This window comes from Viridibacillus arvi (assembly GCF_001274945.1).
GTDB lineage: Bacteria > Bacillota > Bacilli > Bacillales_A > Planococcaceae > Viridibacillus > Viridibacillus arvi.
On sequence record NZ_LILB01000005.1, the window covers coordinates 1448525 to 1465611 of the forward strand.

The window sequence follows — 17087 nt, forward strand, 5'->3', positions numbered from 1 at the left end:
ATTAATTCTCTCCCTTATGTGTCATTTTTTCATACAAAGGCTGTAAAATTTCATCGTTGTGCTCTCCTGGATTTGGCGGGTGATGTCTGATTGTCACAGGTGTTCTTGATAATTTCAACGGGCTCCCGATCATTTTGATTTGACCTATTGTAGGGTGATCATAAGTGATGAACATATTACGTGCCTGTAACTGCTTATCTTGTTCAACTTCTTGAATATTTTGAATCGGCCCAGCTGGTATGTTCTTTTTTCTGCATGCTTCATACCAATACTCTGTAGACTCTTGTAAAAAAGCTGTTTGCAATAAAGGTATCAGCACATCACGTTGCTTTACGCGATCTGGATTATTACGAAAACGTATATCCTGTGCATATTGAGGTATCTTCAGCACTTCACAAAGTGTTGTAAACTGATGATCGTTTCCAACTGCTATGACCATTTCACTATCGGCCGTTTTAAATGTCTGGTACGGTACGATATTGGCATGTGCATTTCCAAGTCCAGTTGGAATATTGCCTGACATTAAATAACTGCTCCCCACATTGACTAATGCGCTCACAGCGGCATCATATAAAGCGATATCGACTTTTTGACCGATTCCTGAGCGATTACGTTCTAGTAATGCCGATTGAATACCAATACATGCGTACATTCCGGTAAGTACATCAGTGATTGCTACGCCTGTTTTTTGTGGGCCAGATTCTGCTGTCCCAGTAATGCTCATAAGGCCACTCATCCCCTGGATAATGAAATCATATCCCGGTAAATAGCGATCTGGTCCTGTCTCACCAAAGCCAGTAATCGAGCAATAGACAATACCTGGGTTGATCCCAGCTAATGTTTCATACCCTAAACCAAAGCGCTCCATAGTACCTGTTTTAAAGTTATTAATGATGACATCGCTATCTTGTACTAACCTTTTAATAACTTCGCGTCCTTCTTCTTCCTTCAAATTAAGTGTAATCGCTTTTTTATTACGATTTGCTGTTAAGTAATACGCACTTACATCATCTTGGAATGGAGGCCCCCATTTTCGCGTCTCATCACCACTATCAGGGGACTCTACTTTAATGACCTCAGCCCCTAAATCACCTAAAATCATTGTGCAGTATGGCCCCGCAAGTACTCGTGATAAATCGATTATACGAATATTTTCTAAAGCACCAGACATCCTGTCACCTCTCTTTATAGGTCAATAAAAAAGCCAATTCAAAAAGACTCCAGTGAATATACTGAGTGTCAAATTGAACTGGCTCTTATCTGTGTCATAAACCCGGCTAGGCTTCAAACAGATTAGACAGTATTGGCTTACTATTACCCTTGTTACCTCATCATACGAAATGAACGTCTTGTACGTTTTTGCATGATTTATTATCTTTAACTTTACTATACTATTCTTTTTTTGTAAATTTATAACTAACTAAATATTCTGAATTATTTTTGTCGATTTGTGAGATTCATATTGTTTATATAAATCTTTCAATGCCGACATTAACGCGTTTCCTGCTTTGCCTAAATAATGTATTTTCACTGCTTCGAGCGGTTGTGTAATACCATCTTGCAAACTATGGCCTCTTAGTAATTGTTCAACAAAAGATTTCCCATGCTGCGTTGCTAACGTACAACTTGCCGCAACGATTACCCCATATTTCTTATCAATTTCCGCAGTGATTGTAAGTGTCTCATAAATGTTTTGTGCGGCCATACCAGATGGCAGCCTCGCATGCCCTGCTATAAAAATTGTGTTCATAATGGTTCAACTCCCTTAGCACATTATTTATCTAAAATTTAGAAATTATATAAAAATCATACAACACTTATCATTAATTTGAAAGTTTTTTTATAAGTGAAAATGCCCTATTACCAACGAGAATGGTAATTTATTTAGAGTGAAAATGAAACACTATACTATTTAGAACAGTGCTAAATCTAAGCAATATCTTTTGATTCATATTGTAAAACTAATAAACTTATCAAGCTTATCTTGTCCACCTTCACTTCCTATACCACTTTCTTTCATACCGCCAAATAGTGCTGCGGTTGCTGAAGATTATTCCAACCTATTACCGTAATCTAATTTCCCGATTAGTTGCGTTCATTTTAAAAACACCCATACATCTTCACTTTCTTTCATACTCGCATCTTTTTAAAGACTTAAATTTTTAGATAATTACACACTTAAATCATAAAAAAATATTTAAAACATTCTCACTTTGATATACAATAATATTTAGTTTATATTATTGAAAAATAGTTTTAATAATAAGAAAGGGGATATTTATGGTTCTAATTGGTGTTCTTTTAATCATGATTGGATTTGTACTTAGAATCAATTCAGCAGTTGTAGTAACTATTTCAGCACTCGTTACAGGGATGATTGCCGGTATTCCTATTACCAGTATTATTACTCAATTTGGAGAAGCATTTACAACTAACAGGTACATGTCTATTTTGATAGTCACTCTTCCTGTTATTGGGCTGCTTGAAAAAAATGGTCTCCAGCAACAAGCTGCAAAGATTGTATCAAAAATTAAAGCCATCACTGTTGGCCGAGTATTGACCATGTATTTATTGATCAGAGAAGCAGGAGCTGCTCTTGGTTTAAACAGCCTTGGGGGTCATCCACAGACTGTACGTCCGCTGATCGCTCCAATGGCAGAAGGTGCTGCTTTATCGAAATATGGAAAACTACCTGAGAAAGAGCAACAGGAAATCCGTGCACACGCAGCTGCAACAGATAATATCGGTTTGTTTTTCGGAGAAGATATTTTCGTGGCGGTTGGTGCAATTCTTTTGATGAACGGGTTTTTTGAACAGAATAATATACCTGCCGATCCAATATCAATGGCATTATGGGGAATTCCTACTGCCATCTTTGCTTTTATCGTACACGCCATTCGTCTCCGCATGTTTGATAAAAAGCTGGATAAACGTTTGGGCAGTCGTGGTAAATAACGCAAAAAAATCTAAAGAGAAAGTGAGAGTCTATTATGATATTCTCAGTTGAAATGATTTACGTATTAATGGGCATCATTGTTCTAGGCTGCTCCCTATATATTTTCACTGATCGGACAAACAGCCGGCGGTTAGCATCGGGAAGCTTTTACTTGATTTATTCAGTTACATTAATGTTCGGCAAGATTATTCCGCCATTTTACATTGGGCTTATGGTTATTGTAATGGTTTTAATCATTGCTAGTGGCGGGTTAAAGAAAGGTGAACATGTTGAAGAAAGCCTTGCTGTTAAGGAAGAGCGAAGAAAACGCCTTGGCGGCCGTCTTTTCCTACCTGCTATCTTAATTCCGATTTTAACCTTAGTTGGTTCTAAGTTGCTAGACGGTGTTAAAATTGGAGGAAAGGCTTTACTGGATCCATCTAATGTAACGATGGTTGCTTTAGGTCTGGCGTGTTTGACTGCCATTATTGTTGCCATGTGGATGACACGCGGAACACCTACAGGAGCTGTGAAAGAATCACGTCGTCTGCTAGAATCAATTGGTTGGGCTGTATTGCTACCACAATTACTTGCAACATTAGGAACTATTTACACAACTGCAGGGGTTGGTACAGTCGTTTCTGACGCTGTAACAGCAATTATCCCAGAAGGTTCACTATTTTGGATTGTGGTCATTTTCTGTCTTGGCATGGCTATATTCACTATGATTATGGGGAATGCCTTTGCTGCCTTCCCAATTATGGCTGCAGGTATCGCCATTCCTTTTCTGATTAAACAATTTGATGCAAATCCAAATCATATAGCTGCCATATCTATGTTCGCGGGTTATTGTGGAACATTGATGACACCAATGGCCGCTAACTTTAATATTGTACCGGCAGCCTTGTTGGACTTGAAAGATAAAAACCATGTTATAAAAGTTCAAATCCCAACAGCTTTGGCAGTATTAGTTTTCAATATCATACTTATGTATTTCCTTGTTTCATTAGGAATATAGGAGGGATCGACATGAAGAAAAAAGTGTTGTTAACCGGCTTTGAGCCCTTTGGCGGAGAAAGAATAAACCCTTCCTGGGAAGCAGTAAAACAGTTACATGGAGAAGTTATTGATGATGTAACTCTAGTTGCTGAACAAATCCCAACTGTATTCGGGGAATCAGTTGCAGTATTGGAGCATCTTATCCAGCAACATAATCCTGATATCGTTATCTGTGTTGGACAAGCTGGGGGTCGACTTCATATCACACCTGAACGAGTTGCAATCAATATGGATGATGCAAGAATTCCAGACAATCAGGGTAACCAACCCATTGATCTACCGATTGCAGACAAAGGGCCAGTAGCCTATTGGTCTACGTTCCCCATCAAGAGAATTGTCGAAAACATGAAAGAGAGCAATATTCCAGCATCGGTATCCCATACCGCTGGAACATTTGTATGTAACCATATCTTTTATGGATTAATGGACTATATCGCTCGAACTTCATCAAGTATTCGAGGCGGATTTATCCATATTCCTTTCATTCCTGAACAAACCATTAATAAAGAAGCGCCTAGTTTAAGTCTTGAGACAATTGTTAAAGGCCTAAAAATAGCTGCTGTCACATCTGCTAAATATGAAACGGATATTCATATAGTAGGTGGGACGACCCATTAGTTGTACTGTATTTCAAGAAATTTGAGCGATTCTCATTTTTCTTATAATAAATGATAGACCTCCTGTTTATGATGTATTTATCCTTTTTGCTGGCCAGCTTGGGACATTTTCATCATAACAAGAGGTCTTTTTTTTGTGCTCAAATCTCATTTTCATTCTTGTGAATATTAAACTCTCTCCAAAACTCTATTTACATCTTTTTTTGTTGAAGTTTCTTCAATATCTTCTTCAGATAACACCCGTTCTATTTCCTGGTCCATTAGTTTGTTTGCATTTTTAGCGCCATATTTAACCATAGAGATTTTATATAACACTGCCCCAAAAACAGCCCATGCTAATATGATTACCCACTCATACGGCCAAACTAACGCGGAAGGCATACCTGGTAGATATAAAATACATACACCAATTGACATTATGACAGCTAACCAACCAATTAATGTACCTCCTGGCAATATAAAAGGTCTTTTTAAATTAGGCTCTCTTTTGCGCAAAATAATAAAGGCAATTGCTACTAAAACCCATGCAATAACAAGAGCAAAACCACCTGCATCTACTAACCAGACAAGTGCTGGTCGACCAAATAATGGTGCTAAAGTAGTCAAAACCGCAATGAGTAAAATCGCTTTATGTGGCGTTCTATATTTAGGATGTAGTTCGCCTAATGCCTTTGGTAACATTCCTGCTCTCGCCAATGCAAAAATGGCACGACTACCGCCTACATAGAAGCCAATCCAGCTTGTTAATATCCCACCTATTCCACCAAGCACTAAAACATTCCCCATCATCTTACTACCACCAAATGCCTTTGCCATCGCATCTGCTGTAACAAGCGATGAACTAGCAATTTCTGTAGGTGTCAGCACGTATGAAACGCCGAAGATAATTGCCACATACCAAGTAATAGCTAAAAACACTGAAATGATTAAAAGTTGTCCAATTCGTTTACGTGGCAGATTAATCTCTTCTGCAGCTTGAGGTATCACATCGAATCCTACAAACATGAATGGCGTCATAATCAATACAGCCATAATGCCACCCCAGCCTTTTTCAAATAAGGGCTGCATATGCTCAGGGCTTCCTGCAATAGAACTTCCCGTAACAAGCAATACACCTGAGATTAATATGAGTAATGTCAAAATTGACATTACAACACTTGTAATTTTCATACCCCTATAGTTAATCCATGCAATAATAATCGACCCAAGAATTCCTACTGCTACCCAAGTAAAATTTACATCCCAGCCTGCAATTGTATACATGTAACCGACGCTATAGCCAGGAACGACATATTCAAAAACAGTTGGTAATGCTACAGCTTCAAAGGCTACAACTGAGACATATCCAAGAATCATTGCCCATGTTGCTATAAACGAGGTGAGCCGTCCAGTCGCCCTATAGGTAAAGAATAGTTCTCCACCAGATAACGGCATGGCTGAGGACAATTCCGCGTACGTTAACCCAATAAATATAACAAGTAATCCACCTATTAAAAATGCTATGATTGCTCCTAGTGAACCTGCTTCTGTAATCCATAAACCAGCTGTTACTACCCAACCCCAACCAATCATTGCTCCAAATGCAAGCGCCATAACGTCTCTATTCCCTAAAATTTTCAATAGCTTTTGATCTTCCATCTTACACCCCCGGATAAGAGTCTATTGAAACACAATAGACTCTATTAATGGAATTACTCTCGATCTATCTAGCATTGAATAATTTTTCATTAGTTTTTAAAGTGCTGCTAGCTGCTCTTCAACCTCTTGTTGAACAATTAGTACAGCTTCACGTAATATAGCAACTAGGTCATCTATCTGCGCTTTTGTAATAATCAATGGTGGTGAGAAACATACGATGTCTGTATTGTCATAAGTAACTGCACGACATATAACGCCACGTTCATGCAATGCCGCAATAATTCTTGGCGCCACTTTTAACTCGGCAGGAAAGCGTTTATTCGTTAAAGGATCTTGTACAAACTCCATCGCTCCGAGTAAACCTAACGTACGAATATCACCTACAATCGTTGATTCCTCTTTAATGGATTTAAAACCTTTTTGTAATTCTTCACCCATTTTAAAGGAGTTATCTACCAGATTTTCACGTTCTAAAATTTCAAGGTTTTTTAGAGCTACAGCCGCCCCTGTCGGATGACCACTGTAGGTAAAACCATGGAATAATACTCCTTCTGATTTTTCCTTTAGCACATTATGCACGTGATCGGAAACAATGACACCACCTAGTGGAAAGTAGCCACTTGTTACACCTTTTGCAAATGTTAATACATCCGGCTCTACTCCATAATTTTCAACACCGAACATTTTCCCTGTACGTCCAAAGCCTGTAATAACCTCATCTGCTATATATAAAATGCCATATTCATTGCATATCTTACGCACTGCTTTGTAATAATCCTTCGGTGGGATTAATACTCCACCTGCTCCTTGGACAGGTTCTGCCATGAATGCCGCAATCTTTTCTGGTCCTTCAGCTTCAATTACTTCGCGAATGGATTGAATCGATGCCTCAGTACCAATTTCATAAGGAGATTTTGCATGCACAAATCCTTGCATTAAATTCCCTGCCATGTCCCAAAACTCAGGTATACCAGTTGCACTTGTAGCACCTGCTGAGACGCCATGATATCCTCGTCGTAATGCAACGATTTTATTTCGCTCAGGTTGACCTTGAATACGCCAATAATGACGTACAATTTTTATTGCTGAGTCATTTGACTCTGAACCACCTGATGTAAAGAACACCGCATTTAAACTAGGTGGAGCTAAAGAAGCAATTTTCTTTGCTAGACGAATAGCCGGCTCATTACTAAAATTTGAAAAACATGAGCTGTATGCTAATTGTTCCATTTGTTCTTTTGCTGCTTCTGCTATTTCTTTTCGACCGTGCCCAATGTTAACATTCCAAAGCGACGACATAGCATCTATATACTTTGTACCATCTTTACTTGTGAGATATATTCCTTCACTCTTATTGAAAATCACTTTTGGTCCATTCGCTTGTTGCTCTTGAATTGATGAAGTTGGATGAATAAAATGCTTTTTGTCCCATTCATTTAAAGTTGTCATCTGTATTCCTCCTGTTTTTTATTATTTCTTATTGAAATGATGGTATAACCGTAAACTACTCATGATGTCTGTTTTTGCTAAAAGAATGTTAACCTCCCCTCTTAAGTGCATTAAAAAAACCAATTCAAAAAGACTACAGATAGATATCTGTGAGTCAAATTGAACTGGCTTATATCTGCGACAAAAAACCGGGTTTTGGCTTTAAACAGATTAGGCAGTCATATTTGTAAACTCAAGTACTTTACTATATATTTTAGGGCTACCGTCAAAACTTACTAATAACACATATTATTGTCTAGTGATTTCAAATATTCAAACTATTTATCATCAGTTTTATAAAATATTTTACGAGATTACTCGTCAGATTTTGTTTATGATAAAAAGACCATCTCCGTAGTCCTCTTTTATCCTTTTACAATATTGGTTGAACGATGCATAGTTTCTTTAATAGAAACTCCGCGTTTTTTCATTTCTTCCATGTATTTTTCACCTGGAACTACTTTCTCTGGTGGATATACTCCACGTTTTGAAATCGTACCATCGCCTACTAACTGAGCAACTACTGAAATTGTATTTGCAGTTGCTAATGCCATTGCTGTTTCATTGGTTTCTTTGTCTTTCTTAATAATTAATTCGTATTCGTACGAAACAAGCTCCTCACCTTTTTCGCCTGAAACAATCACCCGTAATAATACCGCATCCGATTTATTTCCAAGAGACATTTTACTTTGTAGCACTTCACGTAAAACATCACGTGCTTTGATGGCCTGACCCTCTAGATTCACTGTTGTCTCCTTATTTGTTAAACCTAAATCTACAAGTAACTTGAACTTTTCTGCATGACCTTGATAGCGAATTGTTTTATATTCCAACGTATTCACATTTGGGAAGGTCTGTGCCAAAGTAGATAAACCGCCTGAAGTATGGAATGCCTCCAGCCCGGTAAAACCATCAAAATAAACCTTTTCAATCTCTGACAATGAAGTAATTTCCTGCAGTTTTCCACCACGAATAACATGCGAAGGGTCAGTATAGTGATCGAATACGCCTTCTAGTGAAAACACAATGTTATAATCCAGTGGTGGTTCTTTTTCAACCGGAATTCCTCCAACAAAGATTTTTATCGATTTGACACTATCTAATTTTGAAGCACCATAACCTGTTAAAATATTAATCATTCCTGGTGCAACACCTAAGTCTGGAATCAATGTAATGCCTTTTTCTTTAGCATTGTCAGATAACTTTAAAACAGCATTTGTTGCACCGCCAATGTGACCACCTAGATCGACTGAATGCACCCCTACTTCAATTGCCATACGTGCAACTTTTTCGTTAAATGTATAAAATAGAGCGTTTATCACAACATCTGCTTTTGCCATCACAAATTTTAACTCCGTATCGTCATTGGCATCTAGATGTAGCACTTCTAATTTATCTGACTTCAATAACTCAGCGAATAATGTTGTTTGGCCAACATCTAAGTCTGCTAAGTACACTTTTTCAACTTTGTCACTTTTAACTAAATCACGCGCAACCTCTTTCCCCATTAAACCTGCACCTAATACTGCTACTTTCATCTGATTGTCCCCTTTCTTTGTTATTATTCCGTATCAATTTGTGCTCGTTGCAACTTGCCACTGTAATCGATGTAGATACTCTTCCATTCCGTATAGACATCCAATGCTGCAACACCAGAATCACGATGACCATTCCCTGTTCCTTTTGTGCCACCAAACGGTAGATGAATTTCTGCACCCGTTGTACCAGCATTGACGTATACAATACCCGTATCTAAATCACGCTGCGCTTGGAATGCTCGATTAATATCTTGTGTAAAGATGGAACTTGAAAGTCCAAATTGCACACTGTTATTGACTTCAATAGCTTCTTCTAAACTTTCTACTTCTATCAATGAGACAACGGGGCCGAAAATCTCTTCTTGTGCAATCCGAGCATCCCATTTCACATCAGTAAATAAAGTTGGCGCGTAATAAAAACCTTGATCAAAAGGCGTTCCAGTCAATATATTGCCCCCTGCAAGTAACTTCGCACCTTCCTGACGGCCTAATTCTACATAGCTATTAATCTTGTGTAATGCAGTTTTATTAATAACCGGACCAATTTTCACCGACTCATCTAAACCATCGCCAATTGTTAATAGTTGCATAGCTGTTAGGAGGCGTTCTTCCAGCTCTGCTTTTACATCTTTATGCACAATCACTCGACTACATGCCGTACAACGTTGACCCGCTGTTCCAAAAGCACTCCACAAAATCCCTTCAACAGCTAGTTCTAAATCAGCATCATCCATGACTATCACTGCATTTTTGCCACCCATTTCTAAAGAAACTTTCTTTAAATGACGGCCGCCCAACTCTGCCACCTTGCTACCTGTAGCAGTTGAACCTGTGAACGAAATGACTTTGACATCTGGATGCTCGATTAACGCTGTTCCTACTTCTGAACCTGATCCAAAAACAACATTAGCAACGCCATCTGGCAAGCCTACTTCTTCAAAGATTTTCGCCATTTCATAAGCCATCATTGGTGTTTCTGTAGCAGGTTTCCAGATAAATGTATTCCCTGCAACAATTGCAGGGAATGATTTCCAAGTCGCAATTGCCACAGGGAAATTCCAAGGTGTTATTAAGCCAACGACGCCAATTGGAGCACGAACACTCATAGCAAATTTATTGGCTAACTCTGACGGAGTTGTTTCCCCAAACAAACGTCGCCCTTCTCCAGCCATATAAAATGCCATATCAATGCCCTCTTGTACTTCGCCTCGACCTTCTTCAATAACTTTTCCCATCTCTTTTGTAAGTACCTGAGCTAAATGTTCTTTCTTTTCTTTCATTCTTAAACCAATTGCATACAAATAATCTGCGCGTTTTGGTGCTGGTACAAGTGCCCAATTTTTTTGTGCCTTTTTTGCAACAGCTACTGCTTGCTCCACAGCTCCTGTTGAAGACATAGGTACTTGAGCTAATTCCTCACCATTTGCAGGATTAATAACGGGTACGAATTTCAAATCTTCAGAGGTTCCCCATTGCCCTCCGATAAAATTTTGCAACTTCACTGCTATCCCTCCTTTTATATGAAAACGCTTTCTCTGTATATATTTTCTACAAAATACCTAAATATCCTTCATTTTCTTTAAAATTTCAGTCAATTTATTTTTTCCTGAAAATTGACGAAACCTTTTAAAATCTCGAATCGTATTAATATTAAATACTAGACTTTAACAATTGGGAGGAAAAAAGATGAATAATCATGAAATTGATTACAAATTATACGGCGATGACATGCAGTTTGTAGAGGTAGAATTAGATCCACAAGAAACAGTCATTGCTGAAGCTGGTGCATTAATGATGATGGAAGACGGCATTCGCATGGAAACTGTTTTTGGTGATGCCTCAAGCGGTGGCGGTTTCATGGGTAAACTAATGGGCGCTGGTAAAAGACTTGTAACAGGTGAAAGTTTATTCATCACAACATTCACAAATGAAGGTTATGGAAAAAAACATGTTTCTTTTGCTTCTCCCTATCCTGGGAAAATCATTCCTATGGATTTAAGTCAATATAATGGAAAAATCATTTGCCAAAAAGATGCTTTCTTAGCAGCTGCTAAAGGGGTTTCAATTGGCATTGAATTCCAACGCAAATTAGGAACAGGATTTTTCGGTGGTGAAGGTTTCATCATGCAAAAACTAGAAGGTGATGGCATGGCGTTCGTTCATGCAGGTGGTACAATCATTCAAAAGAACCTTCAAGTTGGTGAGACATTACGTGTAGATACAGGTTGCCTTGTCGCAATGACAGCAGACGTTGATTACGATATCGAAATGGTCAAAGGTGTAAAAACTGCTCTATTTGGAGGAGAAGGCCTATTCTTCGCAACACTTAAAGGACCAGGAACTGTATGGATTCAATCACTTCCATTCAGCCGACTAGCAAGCCGCGTATTCGCCGCAACCCCACAACTACCGGGTAACAAATCCGTTGGCGAAGGCGGTATCGGCGGCCTATTTGATATTTTCAACAAATAAGAAAGACAAGCTAATTACGCAAAACCCTATCGCAGCGGTTACATGATCAATATCCTGTTTGATCAAGGCAACCACTTAGCTGTGAAACACGGAGGAATATAGAAGTTAGAGTCGAATTTTGACTTTAAGCGCTCGTCCATCCTTTATAACTCATATCCAATGCTTATAACTCACCCTACTCCTTAATAAGAGTAGGGTTTTTTCTTTAACATAGCGTTGTATCTTATTACAGCACTTCATAAATACTGTACCTAACATTCTATTAGTCACCCTTCACTATTATTAATCTATTTAAAAATTCTTTCTTCTCTTCTATCTCTTATGATAAAATTACAATAATTTCAAAAAAGGAGTGGACGAATATGAAAAGCACTTTAATGACTTTCAAAGACAACTCGGAGGGCATGCTGTCTTAATAATGAGAGTTTGACCTCCGGTATTTTACTAATACGGAGGAAAAAAATTGAAAACACAAAATATTTATTATGCAATCACTAGTTCACGCTCATTACTTATACAAATGGTATTCACACTGAACGCAATTTATTACGTTATAAATGCAGGATTAAATCCATTACAGCTAGTACTTATTGGAACGATTATGGAGGTATCTGTATTTCTATGTGAAATGCCAACAGGTTTAGTTGCAGATCATTATGGACGTAAACGTTCTCTATTCATCGGAACTTTTATAATTGGCATAGCACACTTACTTGAAGGAATATTCCCCGCCTTTTGGTCAATTGCCATCGCCTCAGGTTTGTGGGGATTAGGCTGGACATTTATTAGCGGTGCTGAGGAAGCTTGGATCGCTGATGAATTAGAAGGTAGAAATTTAGATTCAGTATTTCTTAAAGGTGCTCAATTTAGATCTTTAGGTCGATTTTTCGGTATTTTACTTAGCGTTTGTATTGCTACTTTATTTTCAGTGCAAGTAACAATTATTATTGCTGGAATTTTAATAGTACTCCTAGCTTTTGGTGCATTATCCACAATGCCAGAGACAAAGTTCGTCAAAATTTCTCGAAAAAAAGATATTTCTGCCATACATCACCTTATAACAACAATTCGACACGGTGCTCGCCAAATTAAAGGAAATACAATGCTCGTGAGTATCGCGATTATAACTATACTTTTGGGGTTGGCGAGCGAAGGATTCGATCGACTATGGGGTGCTCATTTTATTGAAGACTTTCATTTACCTGAGGATGAATCTATCTACTGGTTTGGGGCTTTTTATGCAGTAGCGTTTTTATTAAACATTGTCGTTTTAAAATTTGTAGAGGGTCGTTTCAATAAAAATTATCCTTTAATTCTTTTGACTGCCAATGGTTTATTAATAATTGCAATGCTTGCATTTGCCTTTAGTTCAAACTTTTTGCTAGCCCTTCTAACTTTCTGGATAGCCGGAGCGCTACGTGATGTTAATTATCCGTTAATAAGCGTAATGACGAATGAAAGATTAGAAGCACAGGGTCGTGCAACTGCTTTGTCTATGTTCGGACAACTTGATGCTATTGGGCAAATTGCTGGGGGGCCTATTATTGGACTATTAGCACTTTATACAACAATCGCTAGTGGTATCGCTTCTACTGTGGTGTTTATTTTACCGATTTTATTCTTCTTGGTACTGATGCAAAGAAAGCTTGCCAAATCTCGTTAGATATTTTATAAACAAAAATGTGCCGTGGATTCCAAGATCCTTCCGGCACATTTTTGTTTTATTTCACTTGACTCTTTACTTCTCTTCCCTGTAAACAGGCCGCAATTGACTCTGCATTTTTTGCCATCATATTATTTCTAGTACGAATTGAGGCACTACCTATATGAGGAAGCGCTACAACATTTGGCAATGTTAATAAAGGATGATCAGTTGGGACCGGCTCTGTTTCAAAAACATCAAGTCCCGCTGCCCAAATTTCTTTATTTAATAACGCTTCATATAAAGCTTGCTCATCTACAACTCCCCCGCGTGCAACATTAATAAGAATTGCGCTATTTTTCATCAATGCAATTTCACGTTTACCGATTAATCCTTTTGTTTCAGATGTTAACGGAGTTAATAGCACAACAAAATCGGATTCTTTCAATAATATATCTAGCTCTGCATACTCAAAGCCATATTTTTCTTCAGTTTCAGGCTTTCTTGTACGATTGTGATATAAAACTCTCATATCAAAACCTATTCCTCGTCTTGCTACCGCTTCTCCGATACGTCCCATTCCTACGACACCTAAAGTTGCACCATGAATATCCATCCCTGTTAATTGGTTAACAGACCAGCCTGTCCATTTACCCTCTCGTACTTCACGCTCGGCTTCTGGGATTCTACGGGCTGTTGCAAGCATTAGAGCAAATGCTAAATCTGCTGTAGTTCCTGTTAAGACATCTGGTGTATTCGTTACAATAATACCTTTTTCCTTTGTAGCTTTAATATCAATATTATTATAGCCAACTGCAAGGTTAGCGATTATTTTTAACTTTGGTGCCTCTGCAATAACTTCACGAGTTATTTGATCAGAAATCATGACCCACATTGCATCCGCTTCGCCAGCTGCTTGTTTTAATTCTTCAGCAGGCATCGGTTGTTCCTCTGACGGCCACATCTTCACTTCAGCTATTTCACGGAGTGGCGCTATGCCCTCCTCTGGTAATTTTCTAGTAATCCAAACTATAGGTTTCATCTAAACTGCCTCCTTTAAAGAACATAGTGAAAGCTTATCATATTATCAAAGTATTCTGATTAAAATACATAAAAAAACTGTCTTAATAGATAAATTCAACTTGTCTATTAAAACAGTAAAGTGAATTAAAACTTTCTAACAGTTGTTTCTAATTCTGTTGCTGCTTGTTTTAATTGTTCTGAAGTTTCACCAATAGTTGTTACGACATTTGATAATATATCCATTCGCTGCTCTACCTCTTGAAAATCTTGGATAGTTAAATTTACAGCCTTACCAATGTTCTCAAATTCCTGCATTGATTTTTCATTTTCTTCAATACCATTAGTTACAAGGTTCTGAATATCTTGAATAGCTGTTACTACTTCGCTGGTTACGCCACTGGACATACCAATTAAACTTGCAATTTGTTCAACAGATTTCTTCGTTTGGTCTGCAAGTTTACGTACTTCATCAGCCACTACAGCAAATCCTTTACCATGCTCCCCAGCTCTAGCAGCTTCAATTGCTGAGTTTAATGCAAGTAGGTTTGTTTGACCTGCAATATTTTTTACAATCTCGATTACTGCATGAATTTCAGATGAAGATGAATCTAGCTCCTGAATCATTTTTGACATTTCATTTGTTTTTTCATTAATTTTATTTGTATGTTTTTTTAGTAGAAGCATTTGCTTATATCCTTTTTCCGATGCTTCTCGAGTTCCTTTTGCATCTTGAATACTGCTCTTCAAATGTTTATTCACTTCACTAGTACTTGCAATTAATGTGTCAACAGACTCTGAAGTATGGAAAGAATGCGATTCTAAGTTACTAGAAATACTACCAATAACATTTTTCACATGCATACGCGTTTTTTCTTGTTGTTGTTCCAATAATTGATCTGAAAATTGATCATATTCTTCAAGAACGATTTGTTGTTCAAAGCTAATTATTTTTTTCACAGAATTAATCACGGTACGTTCTAAGGTAGTCTCTAACTCTAAGTCATATATTTTCTCGATTAAATTATGTTCTATTTTTTGGAATGCGGCTAAATACCATTTTGGATATAATCCAATTCGAACATGTACTTTTGCCACACGAGCGCGTTTTTCGATAAATGTATCATCAATAATCCCATCGAACATTTCAATTACATGATGTCGTAATGTTTGACGTAACCTTTCACCAGAGCTATGTTGCTGGATCAGTTCCTTTAGAGAAGCGACGGTTTCAATAGATGCATAAAATTGCTCTACTATCTCGACTATATGTTTCTCAACTGTAGGTTTCAATTGACGCGCGATATGTAAATCTTCATTTTTTAAGTTTAATAAATCTATTTGGTGTAGACGTTCCTGATCACTTATAAAAATCCCAGTTTTAGTTATGTCTACTTCCGGGAGAATCATCTTATTTACCCTATTACGTTTGAATGATAACATAAACTTATTTCACCCCTAAATTATCTATACATTTTACTAAACTATACCAAAAAACAAGTCTTTATATCCATTATTTCAATATTATTTAAATAAGTTTTTTCTGACACAATCACAAATAGGTCTAAAGACTATTTGTACCACAAAAAAATGAGCGCTCTCTACAGCGCCCATCTTCATATTATTATTTCATTTTTTATAGTTCATCAAAACCATTATCTTGAACATTTACCTTCACATATTGACGAGAACGTTGTTCGAAGAAGTCCGTTTTCCCTAAGTCAACATCTTCATAAGCTTTGATCCATTTCATCGGATTTTTACGGTAGCCGTCGAAAGGTCTTTCATAGCCTAATTGTGAGCAGCGTACATTCGTATAGAAATAAATATAATCTTCTACATCATCTACATCTAAGCCGTCAATTTTATCTCCAATGACTTCATGTGCCCATTCAATTTCAAGTGCAGCTGCTTCACGGAAAATATCTTCAACTTGCTTAGCGCGCTCTGGTGTATCGTATTCAGGATACTCTTCTAACAATTCTTTATAAATTTTAACGAATAGATCAACATGAAGCTGTTCGTCACGGTTTATATAGTTAATCATCGTACTCGTTGCTACCATTTTTTGATTGCGTGCTAAATGGTAGAAAAATGCGAAACCAGAATAGAAGAATAAACCTTCTAAAATGACGTCATAGACGATGGAATTTAACATATGGTCGATATTAGGCTCTTCAGAAAATGTTTTATATCCTTTAATAATGAAGTCATTTCGTTTTTCAAGGACAGGCTCAGTACGCCAGAAATCAAATACTTTATCTTGCTCATCTTTTGATACTAAACTTGAAAGTATATATGAGTAAGAATGATTATGAATTACCTCCTGCTGTGCAAGGATAATCATTAAAGCATTTAAGCTAGAATCTGTTAAATAATCAGCCACTTTTCCTGCATAGTCTGTTTGAACACTGTCTAGCATAGCAAGTAATCCGATTGTTTTCATAAATGCTTCTTTTTCATTCGCTGTTAATGTTGGGAATTCTTTAATATCATTCCCCATATTAATTTCGAAAGGAGTCCAAAAGTTACCCAGCATCTTCTTGTATTTTGGATACGCCCAACTAAAACGAACATCATCCCAGTTTAATATATTTGAAGAGCTCCCGTTTACAATACCTGTTGAACGGTTTGGAGCTGTTTTATCCATTAATTGGCGTTTCTCTAGCTTTGTCATC

The 17087-nt window shown here is 37.4% G+C and carries 14 protein-coding genes; 5 read left to right on the forward strand and 9 right to left on the reverse strand.

Features of this window, described 5'->3' with window-relative positions:
* Position 1: 1 nt before the first annotated feature.
* A complete protein-coding gene (locus tag AMD00_RS16120; RefSeq protein WP_053418011.1) occupies positions 2–1171 on the reverse strand; it encodes a CaiB/BaiF CoA transferase family protein in 1170 nt (389 codons plus the stop codon).
* Between the two features lie 249 nt (positions 1172–1420).
* Positions 1421–1750, reverse strand: coding sequence for a DUF3870 domain-containing protein (locus tag AMD00_RS16125; RefSeq protein WP_053418012.1), 330 nt, complete (start codon positions 1748–1750; stop codon positions 1421–1423).
* A 530-nt stretch (positions 1751–2280) separates the two neighbouring features.
* On the opposite strand from AMD00_RS16125, the gene AMD00_RS16130 reads away from it, so the two are divergent.
* The 3 genes from AMD00_RS16130 to pcp are packed head-to-tail and all read left to right on the forward strand — an operon-like array spanning position 2281 to position 4612.
* Positions 2281–2955, forward strand: a complete 675-nt coding sequence (locus AMD00_RS16130) for a DUF969 domain-containing protein (RefSeq protein WP_053418013.1) — start codon at positions 2281–2283, stop codon at positions 2953–2955.
* A 35-nt stretch (positions 2956–2990) separates the two neighbouring features.
* A complete protein-coding gene (locus AMD00_RS16135) occupies positions 2991–3953 on the forward strand; it encodes a DUF979 domain-containing protein (protein WP_053418014.1) in 963 nt (320 codons plus the stop codon).
* 11 nt (positions 3954–3964) lie between these two features.
* Entirely contained in the window at positions 3965–4612 is a 648-nt protein-coding gene (gene pcp, locus AMD00_RS16140; protein ID WP_053418015.1) for a pyroglutamyl-peptidase I, read from the forward strand.
* Between the two features lie 167 nt (positions 4613–4779).
* Here pcp and AMD00_RS16145 read toward each other — a convergent pair whose 3' ends face one another.
* From AMD00_RS16145 to AMD00_RS16160, 4 genes are all read right to left on the reverse strand, one after another.
* On the reverse strand, positions 4780–6249 hold the full coding sequence (locus tag AMD00_RS16145) for an APC family permease (protein WP_053418016.1): 1470 nt from the start codon (positions 6247–6249) through the stop codon (positions 4780–4782).
* Positions 6250–6345: 96 nt separating this feature from the next.
* Positions 6346–7698 (reverse strand): aminotransferase family protein, encoded by a 1353-nt coding sequence (locus AMD00_RS16150; RefSeq protein ID WP_053418017.1) that lies wholly within the window; start codon positions 7696–7698, stop codon positions 6346–6348.
* A 404-nt stretch (positions 7699–8102) separates the two neighbouring features.
* Positions 8103–9275 carry a saccharopine dehydrogenase family protein gene (locus AMD00_RS16155; protein ID WP_053418018.1) on the reverse strand — a complete coding sequence of 391 codons (1173 nt, stop codon included), beginning with the start codon at positions 9273–9275 and terminating at the stop codon, positions 8103–8105.
* A 23-nt stretch (positions 9276–9298) separates the two neighbouring features.
* Positions 9299–10777, reverse strand: a complete 1479-nt coding sequence (locus AMD00_RS16160; RefSeq protein ID WP_053418019.1) for an aldehyde dehydrogenase family protein — start codon at positions 10775–10777, stop codon at positions 9299–9301.
* A gap of 184 nt (positions 10778–10961) precedes the next feature.
* Here AMD00_RS16160 and AMD00_RS16165 point away from each other — a divergent pair, with 184 nt between their 5' ends.
* Both AMD00_RS16165 and AMD00_RS16170 read left to right on the forward strand, forming a co-directional pair.
* The gene (locus tag AMD00_RS16165; protein WP_053418020.1) at positions 10962–11747 is read left to right on the forward strand and encodes a TIGR00266 family protein; all 786 of its coding nucleotides are present in this window, start codon (positions 10962–10964) and stop codon (positions 11745–11747) included.
* Positions 11748–12210: 463 nt separating this feature from the next.
* Positions 12211–13410, forward strand: a complete 1200-nt coding sequence (locus AMD00_RS16170; RefSeq protein ID WP_157059268.1) for an MFS transporter — start codon at positions 12211–12213, stop codon at positions 13408–13410.
* A gap of 58 nt (positions 13411–13468) precedes the next feature.
* Here AMD00_RS16170 and AMD00_RS16175 read toward each other — a convergent pair whose 3' ends face one another.
* From AMD00_RS16175 to AMD00_RS16185, 3 genes are all read right to left on the reverse strand, one after another.
* On the reverse strand, positions 13469–14431 hold the full coding sequence (locus AMD00_RS16175) for a 2-hydroxyacid dehydrogenase (RefSeq protein ID WP_053418021.1): 963 nt from the start codon (positions 14429–14431) through the stop codon (positions 13469–13471).
* 125 nt (positions 14432–14556) lie between these two features.
* On the reverse strand, positions 14557–15852 hold the full coding sequence (locus tag AMD00_RS16180; protein ID WP_157059269.1) for a globin-coupled sensor protein: 1296 nt from the start codon (positions 15850–15852) through the stop codon (positions 14557–14559).
* 193 nt (positions 15853–16045) lie between these two features.
* A complete protein-coding gene (locus AMD00_RS16185; protein WP_053418022.1) occupies positions 16046–17086 on the reverse strand; it encodes a ribonucleotide-diphosphate reductase subunit beta in 1041 nt (346 codons plus the stop codon).
* Position 17087 lies beyond the last annotated feature (1 nt).